This is a genomic window from Desulfuromonas sp. TF, from assembly GCF_000472285.1.
Taxonomy (GTDB): domain Bacteria; phylum Desulfobacterota; class Desulfuromonadia; order Desulfuromonadales; family ATBO01; genus ATBO01.
In genome coordinates, this window is record NZ_KI421418.1 from 258,623 (window position 1) to 273,391 (window position 14,769).

Here is a 14,769-nt window from a genome sequence, read left to right on the forward strand (position 1 = left end):
CCAAAAGTAAGCAAAAAATGCCTTCCCCTGGCGGGGGACACTTCTGTCGCGGATCACCTGCCGTCGAACGCCCTCGCAGCAACAGACCGGGGTGGTGCTCCGTGGCGCCGAGGGGCCTGTTGTTTTCCGGCCCCTGTGGACGCGGTTTTATCCAGAATCGGGAGCTGTACTGCCGTTGCGTAGCTTTGGCGCCGGTGAACCGTTGCGAAACACGCCAGTGGCAGGCCCTTTTCCGCATACTCTCTTAGGCTATGGGTAACGATTTTTAAAGATGGATTCGATATGACCGCAATTCAGATTCTATACGTATTCCTCACGGCACTGTTCGCCTCGCTCACCATGGTTCCGCTGCTGCGCCGCTGGGCCCTGAAAAGAGGGGAGGTGGACCGGCCGGACGGGGAGCGCAAGACACACCTGCGGGCGACCCCGCGGATCGGCGGCATTGCCATTTTCATGGCCGTTCTTTTTGCCCTCCTGGTGCATGCCGATCTCGACACCGGCGTGCGCGGCATCCTGGCCGGAGGGCTTGTGGTCTTTTTCACCGGGATGGTTGATGATCTGCACGGGATCTCGGCCCGCAAGAAATTTCTCGGCCAGATCGGAGGCTGTCTGGTCGCCATGGCGGTCGGCCAACTCTATATCACCAGCCTGGGCAACCCCTTCGGCGCGGGGGAGATTCATCTGCCGCTTTGGCTGGCGTGGCCCTTCACCGTCTTTGCGGTCGTCGGGGTGTGCAATGCCATCAACCTGATCGACGGTCTGGACGGTCTCGCCGGCGGAATTTCGGTGATCGCCCTCGCCGCTTTTTTTATCCTTGCCTGCCAGGACGGCAACCAGCCCGCCATCGTTCTCAGCGCCGCCGGTCTGGGCGCCATCCTCGGATTCCTCAAGTTCAATTTCTACCCGGCCCGCATCTTCATGGGAGATACCGGCAGTCTCACCATCGGCTTCCTGCTCGGCTTCATGGCGGTGCAGTTGACCCAGCCGGTGGCCGCCGGCATTGCACCGGTGATTCCCGTGCTGATCCTCGGGCTGCCGATTCTCGACACCCTCTGGGTCATGACGCGCCGGATCCTCCGTAAAACGAGCCCCTTCACGCCGGATCGGACCCATCTGCACCACAAATTTCTCAACCTCGGCCTGCAGCATCGGTTCACGGTTATCCTGATTTACGGCCTCTCGCTCTTCTGGGCGATATTCTCCCTGCTCTTTCTGAATGCACCGGAATATTTCCTTCTCGCCGTCTATCTCTGCGCCTCCCTGGCGTTCTACGTGGTGCTGCGCCATGTTCTCAACCATCCCCAGCACTTTCCGATCGTCGACCGCGACTCGGCGGCGGGGATCCGGCAGTCGGCCGTTTATTTGAAGATCGCCGAAGGGATCGAGCGCGGGGTGCCGGTCTTGATGATGATGGCCGGTCTCTACCTGCTGGCCGCGGTATGGACGGCACGATATGCCGGCGGCAATCTCTGGCAGGTCAACGGGATTCTGGGCGTGTCCGCATTGGGGGTGCTCTACGTCACCCGTGATGCGAGAAACCAGTTTCTGCTGGCGGTGACCTATATCGCCGTGCTGCTGGTCACCTTTTCGGTAGAATCGGCCGGCGCCCGGGAGCTCTTCTGGGGGGTGAGTCTGGCCCGTTTCAGCGACGTGCTTTTCGTCCTGATGGGGCTGCTGGTGGCGGTGAAGATCTGTTTCCGCACGGACGGCGATTTTTTCATCTCCACCGCCGATATCCTCTTCTTCGCCCTGAGCGTCCTCTTTTCGACCACCTACTCCCAGCTGCCCCTCTCCGCCGGACCCGAGGTTCTGCTCAAAGGCATCGTCTTCTATCTGGCCGTCAAGACCCTGGTGGCCCGGAACCGGCGGCGCGCGGTCTTTTCAGTAGGCTCGGTACTGACGGCTCTGCTGCTGATCGCGGTGCGGGGTGTTTTTGTTTAACATCGGAAAATCTTTTTTCAACATTCCTTGCTGAGACTTACCAGCGCTATATAATGAACTCAAACCGCCTCGGCCAACGCCGGACGTATTCTGATGGTTGCCGTTATTGATTGATTTCTGGTCTTCAAAGGAGGTTGCGAACTTTAAAAAACTGAATAACTGTCGTGAAGGAGGATTCTTTCATGCAAGCCACAGTCAGGGCATTCTGGTCAGCGCTGGTGTTGAGCCTTGTTCTGTCTTCAACCGCTTTTTCGCAAGATCCTTTTCCTTCTCCCGTCCGCATCATGCCTCTTGGTGATTCCATCACCAACGGCGCCTACAGCATCTTCGACTCCCTTCCCTTCGAACTGAGAACCGGTTACCGGCAGCCGCTTTATCTTGCCCTGCGGGATGCCGGGTATGTCGTCGATTTCGTCGGCGGCCTGCGCTACGGGGAGCTGGCGACGCCGACCTTTGATCCGGACCACGAAGGGCACGGCGGCTGGCGCGACGACCAGGTGGCGGCTCAGGTGCACAGCTGGCTGACGGCCAATCCCGCCGATATCATCCTGCTGCATATCGGAACGAACTCCGTGGACACCAGCTCCAACGACGTGCGAAACATCCTGGATGAAATCGACCGCTTCAGTACGGCACCGATTGTTCTCCTGGCGCGGATCATCAACCGCATGACCTACGATCCGGTGACCACGGCCTTCAACGACAACGTGGAAGCGATGGCCCGGCAGCGGATCGCCGAGGGGGACAAGATCGTCATCGTGGACATGGAAAGCGCCCTGGACGATCCGTCCTATTATTCGGATGATAAACATCCCGACGCCGCCGGTTATGAGATCATGGCGGGGGTGTGGTACCAGACCCTGACCGGCATCCTGTCCCTGCAGGATGTGCCTCCGCAGATCACCTCGACTCCGATCACCTTCGCCCAGACCGGCGTATCCTACGTCTATGCGGTCACCGCCAACGGCTATCCCTTTCCATCCTATGCACTGGCCGACGCTCCGCCGGGGATGACCATCGACGCCGAATCGGGGGTGATCGAATGGACTCCCGACACTTCCGGCACCTGGGAGGTGACAGTGGAGGCCGCCAACTACCTGGGCGCCGCCCAACAGACCTACCTTCTCTCCGTCGTCGAGGCAGGGGGATGCTCCGCGGGACTGGTTTCCTACTGGCCCCTCGATGAAACATCCGGATCGGTGTATGCCGATGTCTTCGGCGGCAGAAACGGCCTCTGCGCAGGAGGCGGATGTCCGGCGGCGACGACCGGACAGGTTCTCGGAGGCCAGTCCTTCGGCACGGCCACCGGCATCTCGGCGCCGGCCGACGCCGCCTTCGACTGGGGAGCGGCGGAGAGCTTCTCCGTCGAGTTCTGGATGCGGCGCTCGGGCGCTCCGGAGGGCACCGAAGTGATGGTGGGGCGAGACGCGGCCGAAAACAAGGTCCAGTGGTGGTCCGGCATAGATCATTCGCAGGGGGACGTCGCCCGGTTCTATCTGAGGGACCGCGGGGGCCGGGCGACCGGCGTCAGCGGATCGACGAACATTTCAGACGGCGCCTGGCACCATGTGGCGGCGGTCAGGGACGCCGCGTCCTCCCTGCTGCGGATCTATGTGGACGGGGTGGAGGAAAATTCCGCGGCGACGAATTACACGGGCGGGTTTGACTCCGCGTTCGCCTCCGTGGATGTCGGCTGGATCAATTTGGGAAGCGGATATCATTACCGCGGACTGGTGGACGAGGTGGCCCTCTACAATCGGGCCCTGACCCCTGTTGAAATTCAGAATCATTACAGCAGCGGCCTCCTCGGCGAGGGATACTGCGCGAACCCGTCGGACTCCGTCGCTCCTTCCTTCGTCACCGATCCTCCCCTGACGGCTGCCCTTGGGGGCAGTTATGTCTACGATGCGGATGCCGGCGGAATCCCCGCGCCGGTCTATTCCCTGGATCAGAGCCCGGAGGGGATGACCATCGATCCGGCATCGGGGCTGATCGAGTGGAGCGTCAACAACACGGGCAGCTTCCCCGTTTCCGTCCTGGCCGTCAACACGGCCGGCACGGCAACCCAGTCATTCTCCATTCAGGTGAACGCCGTCGTTCTGGCCCCTCGTATCACCTCCAGCCCGACCCTGAGCGTTAACCTGGGAAACACCTACACCTATGACGTCGAGGCCGATGGCGCTCCAGCCCCTGCTTTCGCCCTGGCCGCGGCCCCCCCGGGAATGACCATCGACGGGACATCGGGATTGATCACGTGGCTTCCCGGCGCCGCCGGCAGTTACGGCGTCACCGTCGAAGCGTCCAACTCGGACGGAGGGGACAGCCAGTCCTTCACGGTCGCGGTCACGGAAATCCAGAGCGGCGGCTGCTCGGAAGAACTGGTCTCCTACTGGACCCTCGATGAAACGTCCGGATCCTTGTACGCCGATGTCATCGGCGGCAAAAACGGCCTCTGCTCCGGGGACGGCTGCCCGGCGCCGGCGGCCGGACAGGTCCAGGGGGCTCAAGTCTTCGGAGCGAATACGGCAGTATCGGTGGAGCCGGACGCCGCCTTCGACTGGGGTGTGAACGACAGCTTCTCCATCGAGTTCTGGATGCGCCGCTCGGGGATCCCGACCGGCAACGAGGTCGTGGTCGGCCGGAACGAGTCCGGAACGAAGCTTCAATGGTGGGCCGGCATCGATCATTCTCGGGGGGACGTGGCGCGATTCTATCTCCAGGGCACGACCGGAAAAGGCGCAGGAGTCAGCAGCACGACCATCCTGGCCGACGGCGCCTGGCATCATGTGGCGGCGGTCCGGGATGCCGCGGCGGGTCGATTGAAGATCTACGTGGACGGGGTGGAGGAAGGCTCGGCTCCGGCCAGCTTCGGCAGCGGGTTCGGTTCGCCCTCAGCCCCCGTGACAATCGGCTGGCTGAACCGCAGTAAGGGCTATCATTATCTGGGTCTGGCCGATGAAGCGGCCATCCATGGCCGAGCCCTGTCGGCGGAGGAGATCGAGGCGCACTACGCCAGCGGACTCGCCGGCAAGGGCTACTGTGAAGCGGCTCCTCCGGCCGAGGCCGCTCCCTCGATCACTTCCGACCCGTTATTGTCGGCCAACCTGAGCGGAAGCTACGCCTACGATGTCGACGCGGTCGGGGTTCCCACCCCTTCTTATATCCTGACCGGCGCTCCGCCCGGAATGACCATCGACTCCGCCTCGGGGCTGATCGCCTGGACACCGACCTCCTCAGGCTCCTTCAATGTCGTGGTCGAGGCCGTCAACGCGGTCGGAAGGGACATCCAGTCCTTTACCGTGACTGTCGCCGAGGCCTTGGTCTGTCCGACCGGCCTGATATCCTACTGGACTCTGGATGAGGCCGCCGGTCCCCTCTATGCCGACATCTTCAGCGGCAAGGACGGCCAGTGCGCCGGAGGGGGCTGTCCTGACGCCGTTGCCGGACTTGTCCTCAGGGGGCAATCCTTCGGATCGTCCACGGGAATCGCCGTTCTGGACGATGCCGCCTTTGACTGGGGAGTGAACGACAGTTTCTCCATCGAATTCTGGATGCGTCGCACTGGCGCCCCTTCGAGCAATGAGGTCATTGTCGGTCGGGACGAAGCGGGAAGCAAGCTCCAGTGGTGGGTCGGCATCGACAATTCAAGAGGCGATGTTGCCCGGTTTTATCTCCGCAACCGCTCCGGGCATACCGCCGCCATAAGTGGCGTAACCTTCCTTCCCGACGGCGGCTGGCACCACGTCGCGGCGGTCCGCGATGCCGGGGCCGGTCGGCTGCGGATCTACGTGGACGGGGTGGAAGAAGGCTCGACGGCAGCAAACTTCGGCAGCGGTTTCGAATCGTCCGCCCCCCTGACTATCGGCTGGCTGAACCGCAGCAACGGCTATCACTATTTCGGCGTGGCGGATGAAGCGGCCATTTACGGTAGGACGTTGACTCCGGGAGAAATTCAGCAGCACTTCAACGATGGTCTGGTTGGAAGGGGGTATTGCGGGGATTAGAGGTTCGCGGGACGTTCGACGAGGGAAGTTCAACCTGTAACGGATAGCCTGCCCGCGTCCCGATTTCTAATCGACCAGACGCTGGAATGGTGATATAAGAGGGGAGTCGTTCCGTTTGATGCTTTTCATGGATCGTATTTCAGTTGAACGAACAGGAGACCTCCGTGCCTTTTTTTGCGCCTTTTTTCCTTTTTTTTCTGCTCCTTGCCGTCGGCCCGGGTCTCGCCGCTTCAACCTGGGCGCTGGAGTTGATCCCTTTCAGCACCACCAACCAGAACCCGCTGGTGGCGGTGTACGGACTTCCTCCCGCCGGACCGGCGGCGGTCCTCGCGCCGGGGCGGACAGCTGCGGAGCTGCGGGCCGACATCGCCAGCAACTTCACCAGGGCTCGGGGATCGCAGGAACAGATCCTTCTCGACGGCGAAACCTACCGTTACACCCTGGCCCTCAAGCACGGGATCGGAGATCGTCTCGAGGTGGGGCTGGAGGTTCCTTACGTGATGCACCGGGACGGTTTCCTCGACAGCTTTGTCAACGATTTTCATGACATTTTCGGTTTTCCCGACGGAGGCCGGGACAACGCGCCGAGCGACCGCCTGACCTACTCTTATGAGAGAGACGGGCTGCCCCTTATCGATTTGACCGAGGAAAAGGAGGGTTTCGGCGATCTGCGCCTGACCGGCGCCTGGCAGCTGTGGCGGCGGGAAGGGGAGAACCCCCGGGCCCTGGCCCTGCGAGCCAGTCTCAAGCTCCCCACCGGGGATGAGGACCGCCTGCTGGGCAGCGGCAGCACCGATTTCGCTCTTTGGCTGAGCGGCTCCAGATCCTGCCGGGGCGGCTCCCTGGCCCTCTTCGGAGCCGCAGGCGGCCTGCTGATGACGGACGGTGACGTGCTGCCCGATCAGCAGCGCAACGCTGTCGCCTTCGGCACCCTCGGCGGCGGCTGGAGGGCTCTTCCCCGGCTGGCCCTCAAACTCCAGTTCGACGGTCACACCCCTTTTTACCGGGACAGCAGCCTTCGGGAACTCGGCGAGTCCGTGCAGCTGGTGCTCGGCGGCACGATCGGCGTGACCGACACCCTCTCCCTGGACATTGCCATCAGCGAGGACATCGTCGTCGATTCCGCTTCGGATGTTGTTTTTCATCTGGCCCTGAGGAAAATCTTCTAAATTCAGGGCAAAGCTTTTTTATCCGCAGATATACGCAGATTTTCGCAGATTAAATCAGAGACAGGATTCTTTGATTTTTGTCCTTATCTGCGCTAATCTGCGTCATCTGCGGATAGGTTTTCTCACCCTGGATTCAGGTATTAAGAGAATTGAAATGGACGAATTTGAAATCAGGGATGCCGAATACATCGAGCTGGCCAGCCTGCTCAAGGCGACCGGGCTGTGCGCCAGCGGGGGCGCGGCCAAGATGGCGATCGCGGAGGGGCAGGTCAGGGTCGACGGCGGGGTGGAACGGCGCAAGCGCTGCAAGATCCGGCCGGGGCAGGTGGTCGAATTCGAGGGGCATGTCATCGCGGTGCGGTGAAAACAAGCTGTAAGCTGTAAGCTGTAAGCTGTAAGCTACGAGTTACGAGTTACGAGTTACCTGCATCCGCCATGGCGATCAGAGGCTCTTTCTCCTTTTTCTCATCCCCCGGCGAGCTGGCGACCCAGAGCATGGTTCCCTTCTGAATCCCGAAGAGTCTCGCCGCCTCGCGGTCGTCATGCCAGATGTCCACCCGTCGGTGCCAGCGCCGATTCATCCTGTCCTGCACTTCGAACACCCCGTGCCCCGGAATCAGAACCCTCTGGCCGAAGGCTAGGCCGAGCTCCTTGACGATGTCGTCGGAGACGGCGATGACGCCGTGGCGCACAGGTTTGTTCGAGGCGGTGATGTGAGGAGTGGAGTCGCACTGCTCGGGGGTGGAGGAGTAGGCGGTGAGGGTGACGGGGGCGGTGTGGACATTTTCGAGTTGAACCGGGCGGCCGAAACTTTTTTCCAGCAGGCTGATGGCCAGGTCCAGGTCTTGACGAAGCTTCTCCAGTTCGTTCTGGAACTCTGCCACGGGATCGGGGGCGTCAGGCGCGGCATCGACGACCTGCAGTTCCATTGCGGAGGTTCCGGAGAGGGTCTGGGATGAAGCGGGCTCGTAGGGCCAGATGGCAGCACCGATGAGCACCGGCAAAATCGCAACAAACAGCAAAGCGCATGTGGGGCGATTCATGACCATCCTCCTTGATTAAAATTGAGTCTACGATTCAATAGTATCGACTAATCGAGTGAAATCAACTTTAAGGGATTTTTTTTGGGACGGGGGAGGGGTTTCACCTTGTCGTAGTCGCCAGTTTCAGCGCCAGGGCCACAAACACGGCGCCGGCGAGTCGGTTCATCACCTTCTGGGTTCTGGCGGAGCGGTTGAGCCATCGGCCGAGGGTGCCGGCGAGCAGGGCGATGCAGCCGAAGACCAGGATGGTGGAGAGGATGAACACCCCGCCGAGCAACAGCATCTGGATCGAGATCGGGCCACGCGCCGGGTCGGCGAACTGGGGCAGGAAGGCGAGGAAGAAGATAGAGACCTTCGGGTTGGTGATGTTCATGAGGATGCCACGGCAGTAGAGCTTCCGGAAATCGGCCGCGCCTTTCTCCTCCCCTTTGATTTCGGTGGGCGAGGCGCGGAAGGCCTGCCAGCCAAGTAGATGAGGTAGGCGGCGCCGAGCATCTTGAGGGCCGTGAAGGCGATCGCCGAGGTCTGGAAGATCACCGCGACTCCCAGGGCGACGGCGACGCTGTGGCCGACCAGTCCGGTGCAGAGGCCGAGCATGACCATCAGGCCGGCGCCCCTGCCGCGCAGGGCGGACTGGGTCAGGACGAAGAGGTTGTCCGGGCCCGGGGCCAAGGCCAGGAGGGTGGACGCGGCGAAGAAGGTTGCCAGGGTTTCGATGGGGAGCATGGGGGTAAATCCTCGATTCGAATTGTCAAAGCGTTTCGTTCCAGAACTCCTGGAAATCGAAGGAACGTTGGATTTCTATCGTTTTTTTCGGTATTCCGATACGGCTGAAGCAGTGGCTGCAGCGAAACAAGCAAGGGAACTGATGATCCACACTGTTTTCCCGGTTTTGCTTTCAATTGAACGTGCCGACCAGAGTGATATTTCGGCGCCGGAATAACCGAGCAATGCCAGTATGCCGACAATCGCACAAAGAGCAGCCAAGGCGGCGACCCAGAGGAGAAAAAATAATCTGTATCTCATCGCGCTACTTGATCCAAAGGCCCAGAAGGTCAGATCGCGGAAAAACCTTTCCCCTTCCGGGGCCCGCGACATCAATAGCCACCAGTCGCTCCTCCGCCTCCGAAGCCCCCGCCGCCCGGGCGGAATCCCTCGGGGGCGGGCGTTTCTGGCGCCGGAGCCAGGGGTTGGATCGCCGCCAGGGCCTCGGCATCCAGGCCGTAGAGACGAGGCTCCAGCAGGGACTCGGCGGTGAAGGCACCTCTGCGCCGATGCGCACCGGAGTGCAGCCAGCGCAGAAGCCCCAAGGCCACCCCGACCAGGACCAGCCCCGCGGCCGTCACCTCCTCGGCCAGATATCCCAGGTGGATGAAGTACTTGAGGGTGAGGATCGAGGCGGTGCCGGTGAAGACTGCGTACCAGAGGAGCGCCCGGTCCCGGCGGAGGATCCCCAGGATCAGGGCCGTCACTGGCAGGAGGGCGGTGAGCAATGCGCAAAAGGGATCGGTCCAGGGCATCTCCCACGCTTCCGGTGTCCAGCCGAGCCAGTTCGTCCACAGGAGGCGGTGGGCGAAGAGGTTTACGTCCAGGTAGATCCCCGCCAGCGCGACGAGACGCACGGTCTCAAGGCACCAGACGTAGCTGCGGGGCATGGTTTCCCGGCGCCCGAGCCGCCGGTGCGCCCAGATCCCTGCCGCGCCCAGGAGGAGGAAGAGGACGACCCTGGCCAAATCCGGCTCGTGCAAGTGCAGCGCGTCGACCAGGTGGAAGGGGAGGGCGGCCAGGGCAGCCACGGACCCCAGGGCCGCCAGGGCATACCCGTAGCGGACGGCCAGCACCGTTGCGCCGGCAAGCAGGATGCCGTGGGCCGCGAGCCAGCCCAGGCGCTCCGCGCTCATTCCCCACTCGTGGGTGGGGATCCCCACCGCCAGGGCCAGGAAGCCGACGGCCAGAAAGAGGAGAACCTCCTCGGCTCCGCAGCGGTAGAGGCGGCGGCCGCTTATGAGGCGGCGATCGGCGACCCATGCGCAAAGCGGCGCGAAGAGGAGGAAGAGCACCGAAATGCCGAATTCCTCGACATCCAGGACCACGGCCGGGAGCGCCACCAGGGCCACCACACCCACCGCGGTGAACAGGGCCAGCAGGATCCGTATGAACAGGTTCACCCGCGCCAGCTCGGGGCGGTACCGTTCCCGCACCGCCGCGGCCTGGGCCGGCGAGACGATCCCGGCTTTCTCCCAGCGGCGGGTCTCTTCAAGCACCTGCACCCGTCCCTCGCCGGCCGAATAGAGCGCGATCATTCGGCGCTCCTGAAGCGACGGTGGAAGGCCACGAGGGCCGAAACCAGGGCCGCCGCGGTAATCAGGAAATAGCTGAGGATCCCCTCCGAGCGCCACCGGACGTGTTCCAGCACGAAGATCGTGACGCCCAGATATCCGTACAGCAAGGCATAGAGGAGAAAGGCGAAGCGGCGTGCCCGCTGGGCGTAGAGGGCGCTGCCGGCGCCGACCAGAAGGAGACCGGCGAGGTAGAGCAGGCCCTTCGCCTGGGAGTCGATCCCTGCGACCAGCGCCGCAAGGAGGATGTTGACGCCCAGATGCAGGTGCACGGGGAGGAAGTGGCGCTTCCACCCGAGCCGGATCTGTGCCGTTCCAGCCCCCACCACCGCGGCGCCGAAGGCGAGGGCGTTGCCCCGCAGAGCGGCTTCCCAGCTTCCCCCGGCAAACAGGCTTGTCTTCACGCCGAGCCATGCGCCCAGGGTGGAGAGGGCCAGGGAGAGCACCAGACGATTGTCGAAGAAGTGGGCGCAGAGGAGATAGAGCACACCGGAGCCCAGCAGCCACCAGTTCCAGTGCTGGGCCAGCACCTGGTAGCGGAGCTCCAAATATCCTTGAAAGGTCCCGATGAGCAGGCACCCCAACAGGAGCGCGTAATCGTACCCCGCATCGGGAGCTGGCACCTCCTCCGGAGAAAACCCGCCGCCCCGGCGCAGGCAGTAGGCGAAACATCCCGCGCTCCCCAGGGCGATGGCCGCGAGCAGGGCCTCGTGGCCGATGGAGGCGAAATGCTTTGCGACAAGCAGGCCGAGACCGGTGGTCAGGATCAGGATGCCCGCATAAAGAAGCAGCCGGAGTTCCCAGTGCACCGAAAATAACTCCCGGCCGTAGATCCGGCGCAGCAGCGCTGCCTGCTCCCGCTTCAGAATCCCGGCCCCATCAAGGTCGTTAAGTGCCTCTTGCACAACTTGCCTCCCTAAGTCATAACCGACCGTTTCCCATTCCCTCCAAGCTTCTTGGATAGATTGGCATCTCAAAGTTGGATCTTTTGCAGTCTCTTGGTTTTTCCGCCTTTTTGTCAAGTGTGTAGGCTTGACCCCTCAGCCTTTCCCCATCTCGGCTCGTGTCATGGATGCCACACTCCCGTTGTAAGACCAACTCATTCAGGCCCGGGAGAAAGGCAAAATAGATTGGATTTTTCTTGCGGAAAGCCTCGCCGATAATTTTTATCAACTAACTTTCTCTTTCAAAACAGCACCTTGTGCCTTTTTGCGTCATTTCGGTGCGTGAAAACGCGAGACACTGAAAAGTCCAGTGCTTCCGCCCTCTTTCCGATCGAAAGGAATGTTTTCAAGATCAAATTTTTCGGAAACAGAAGGTGGGCGAGGCAGTTTGAGAGAACGACGGCTCATTGAGACTATCGGGTTTGATATTCCTCTATGGCCACTATTGGCACGTCAGGTGCAAAAGATCGAGACGAACAAGCCAAGCTGTGGAAAAACATACAAAAGTTTTCTTCGACAAAGGCAAAACCGGAGTAATCCGGTGACGCAAAGTCACGGGTCCGTCTTAGCCAAGGCTTGAACGGATAGCCGGACTGCCGAAGAGATGCCGCCCAACAACAAGGGTGCTCATCTTCGGTTTTATGATGATGGGCGCCCTTTTTTGTTATTTGGCAGACTAACCAGTCCCCTTTCCTACTGAATTTGCCCGTTCTCGGCGAATGACCAGCCGTTCGGGAAGGTTGCCGGGAAAGGGGTAACCGTCGCAACCGCTAACCGAAGGAGAATCGGAATGGAAAGCTCGAAAACAGCAACAGCAGCGACAGAAATGAGCTTGATCCACAGAGCATCAGTACTTTTTTTGATTGCCATCGCCTTCGTGGCATTTCAATTCTGGGGGACGGAAGCCCAGGCGTACTCCTCATTCTACTCGAGCAATTGCGGCAGCTGCCATGTCGCGGCAACAACCAACACCTGCAACGGCTGTCATCACCACGGCCCGAAATCGTTGAAGGGAACGACCGACAAGGCGTCATATGCCCCTGGTGAGACGGTCTCGGTGACCATAAGCGGCGGCAACCAAAAAGGCTGGTTCCGGGCCGTCCTGTATGATCAGAACAACAAGCAGGTTGCCATTTCGAACGACAACGCCAGCGGCTTCGGGCATGCGGCCACCTATCCTGCCGTTCTGAGTGCGGCGGCCCCGACGACACCGGGCACCTACACCTGGAAGGCGGCCTGGTTCGGGAACAACTTTGATACCAACAATATGAATGCCAGCTCCCACGGCGAGGTTGCGGTAAACACCAACTCCTTTACCGTCGTGGCTCCGGCCGACACCACCACTCCGGTGGTCGGCACCTTCACCCTGCCGGCGACCGCCACCAGCCTGACCGTGCCGGTCACCTCCCTGAGCGCCAGCGACAACGTTGGCGTCACCGGCTATCTGGTGACTACAAGCTCCACCAAGCCGGCCGCCTCGGCCTCCGGTTGGAGCGCCTCCGCTCCCTCCAGCGTCACTGCTCCTGCCGAAGGGAGCGTCACCTTCTACGCCTGGGCCAAGGATGCGGCGGGCAATGTCTCGGCCGCCAAGAGCGCCACGGTGAAGATCACCCTGCCCGACACCACTGCTCCGGTGGTCGGCACCTTCACCTTGCCGGCGACCGCCACCAGCCTGACCGTGCCGGTCACCTCCCTGAGCGCCAGCGACAACGTCGGCGTCACCGGCTATCTGGTGACCACAAGCTCCACCAAGCCGGCTGCCTCGGCCTCCGGTTGGAGCGCCTCCGCTCCCTCCAGCGTCACTGCTCCTGCCGAAGGGAGCGTCACCTTCTACGCCTGGGCCAAGGATGCGGCGGGTAACATTTCGGCCACTAAGAGCGCCACGGTGCAGATTACCCTCGCTGTCACCACCCCGCCCACGCTGACGATTTCCACCCTGGCCGACGGCACCCGCACCAACCAGGACACGCTCAATCTCAGCGGCAACGCCAGCGACCCTGACGGCATCGAGTCCGTCACGGTCAATGGCCAGGCGGTAACTGTCAATGCGGACGGCTCCTTCAGCACCGCCCTGGTGCTTGTCGAAGGGATCAACACCATCACGGTGGTCGCCACCGATTCCCTCGGCACCCAGCAAACAGACAACCGGACCGTCACTTACGATCCGAGTGCACCGGTCATCACTGTCTCGAACCCTGGCGATAACAGCACCACCAACCAGGCGTTCGTCGTTGTCAGCGGCAATATCAGTGAAACCGGCACGGTCTTCGTCAAGGCCAACGACGATACGCCCCAGGTCGCACCCATGACCGGAAACGACTTCAGCGTTACCGTTTACCTGCAGCCGGGTGTCAACACCATCGACATCGACGCCACCGACCTGGCCGGCAACACCTCCAGCGCCAAGCGGACAATAACCTACGAGGTCGCCCAGATTTCCGTCGCGGTGACCAGCCCTGAACAGGACATCACCACCGGTAAACCCTTCCTGAACATCAGTGGGACGGTCGCTGACGGCGTCGGAACTCCCACCATCTCCATAACCATGGACGGCATTACCTATACCCCGGCTGTCAAAAGCGGCCGATTCCAACAGCGGCTCACCTTCGACGCCGCCAAACAGTATGCGATCGCCGTCACCGCCACCGATGAGGCGGGCAATGTCAGCACCGCTTACCGCAACGTGATCTACGATCCAGCGGCCAAAGGTGGCAAAGGCGGAGGCAAGGGTCGTGGTAATAAGTGATTGCACCTACCCGGGCAATCGAACCTAGATTGATCGATGAATGCGAAAGCCACCTGGAGTTCCGGGTGGCTTTCGTCTATTCAGAGAATCTGATAAGAGTAAGGTCGCTTCCTTGACCCCGCTACTTTAATTTAGGGAGGTCCGTATTTTTTCTCATCCTCTGGACAACCTGTCCCACCCCAGGTAAACATTCCTGTTCATGGGCTTCAATAGGGATTAAATTACATTCTCGCATGTGATGCAATATAGAGGTCTATAGCGATGGACTCTATAAGAAAGGAAGCGGCAATAAACGGCATTAAGAAGGCTGCTGCTCTACTCTGGTGCCTCGAGAATTTAAAAGATCGTATGACTTCGATGATAAACCAGAACAGGTTTAGAAGAGGAATAAATACAAACAGAAAAACAATAAGTCCAAATCCTGAATCCATACGATTAAATCCGAAAATCAAATCAAATTTAGCGCCGACAAAAAGGATCAATGGCACTTGGGTTGAGATAATCGCTACGCCTCTAAAAATATTCACCTTCAGACCTCATGGTTGCAATTTAACGGTATAGATAAGAGTAAGTTAGAGTGTCA

At 60.8% G+C, this 14,769-nt stretch carries 10 protein-coding genes, 1 pseudogene and 1 riboswitch; of the genes and pseudogenes, 6 read left to right on the forward strand and 5 right to left on the reverse strand.

The genetic code is table 11. The features are described 5' to 3' along the window. Positions 1-282 precede the first annotated feature (282 nt). From DTF_RS25440 to DTF_RS0109470, 4 genes are all read left to right on the forward strand, one after another. A complete protein-coding gene (locus tag DTF_RS25440) occupies positions 283-1,941 on the forward strand; it encodes a glycosyltransferase family 4 protein (RefSeq protein ID WP_051361193.1) in 1,659 nt (552 codons plus the stop codon). 182 nt (positions 1,942-2,123) lie between these two features. Further along, the gene (locus tag DTF_RS25445; RefSeq protein ID WP_155890772.1) at positions 2,124-5,945 is read left to right on the forward strand and encodes a LamG-like jellyroll fold domain-containing protein; all 3,822 of its coding nucleotides are present in this window, start codon (positions 2,124-2,126) and stop codon (positions 5,943-5,945) included. A 164-nt stretch (positions 5,946-6,109) separates the two neighbouring features. Continuing rightward, a complete protein-coding gene (locus DTF_RS22865) occupies positions 6,110-7,114 on the forward strand; it encodes a DUF3187 family protein (protein WP_162148626.1) in 1,005 nt (334 codons plus the stop codon). Positions 7,115-7,268: 154 nt separating this feature from the next. Then, complete coding sequence (locus tag DTF_RS0109470; protein WP_035056603.1) at positions 7,269-7,478, forward strand: RNA-binding S4 domain-containing protein; 210 nt, start codon at positions 7,269-7,271, stop codon at positions 7,476-7,478. Between the two features lie 49 nt (positions 7,479-7,527). Here DTF_RS0109470 and DTF_RS25450 read toward each other — a convergent pair whose 3' ends face one another. After that, positions 7,528-8,157 carry a 3D domain-containing protein gene (locus DTF_RS25450; protein WP_051361196.1) on the reverse strand — a complete coding sequence of 210 codons (630 nt, stop codon included), beginning with the start codon at positions 8,155-8,157 and terminating at the stop codon, positions 7,528-7,530. Between the two features lie 100 nt (positions 8,158-8,257). Next, positions 8,258-8,883 (reverse strand): annotated as a pseudogene (locus DTF_RS27765) (LysE family translocator). On the opposite strand from DTF_RS27765, the gene DTF_RS22880 reads away from it, so the two are divergent. Beyond that, a complete protein-coding gene (locus DTF_RS22880; protein WP_035056436.1) occupies positions 8,882-9,100 on the forward strand; it encodes a hypothetical protein in 219 nt (72 codons plus the stop codon). The pseudogene DTF_RS27765 and the gene DTF_RS22880 sit on opposite strands and share 2 nt — an antisense overlap. A gap of 154 nt (positions 9,101-9,254) precedes the next feature. Here the strand turns inward: DTF_RS22880 and DTF_RS0109485 are convergent, their stop codons facing one another. Continuing rightward, the gene (locus tag DTF_RS0109485; RefSeq protein WP_027715132.1) at positions 9,255-10,460 is read right to left on the reverse strand and encodes a hypothetical protein; all 1,206 of its coding nucleotides are present in this window, start codon (positions 10,458-10,460) and stop codon (positions 9,255-9,257) included. Continuing rightward, positions 10,457-11,401 carry a DUF2157 domain-containing protein gene (locus tag DTF_RS0109490; protein WP_027715133.1) on the reverse strand — a complete coding sequence of 315 codons (945 nt, stop codon included), beginning with the start codon at positions 11,399-11,401 and terminating at the stop codon, positions 10,457-10,459. The genes DTF_RS0109485 and DTF_RS0109490 overlap by 4 nt, the downstream gene beginning before the upstream one ends. Positions 11,402-11,951: 550 nt before the next feature. Further along, positions 11,952-12,041, forward strand: a riboswitch (cyclic di-GMP riboswitch). A 189-nt stretch (positions 12,042-12,230) separates the two neighbouring features. Here DTF_RS0109490 and DTF_RS22885 point away from each other — a divergent pair. Then, positions 12,231-14,186, forward strand: coding sequence for a hypothetical protein (locus tag DTF_RS22885; RefSeq protein WP_226989252.1), 1,956 nt, complete (start codon positions 12,231-12,233; stop codon positions 14,184-14,186). 221 nt (positions 14,187-14,407) lie between these two features. On the opposite strand, the gene DTF_RS26845 is transcribed toward DTF_RS22885, so the two are convergent. After that, the gene (locus tag DTF_RS26845) at positions 14,408-14,713 is read right to left on the reverse strand and encodes a hypothetical protein (RefSeq protein WP_027715135.1); all 306 of its coding nucleotides are present in this window, start codon (positions 14,711-14,713) and stop codon (positions 14,408-14,410) included. Positions 14,714-14,769 lie beyond the last annotated feature (56 nt).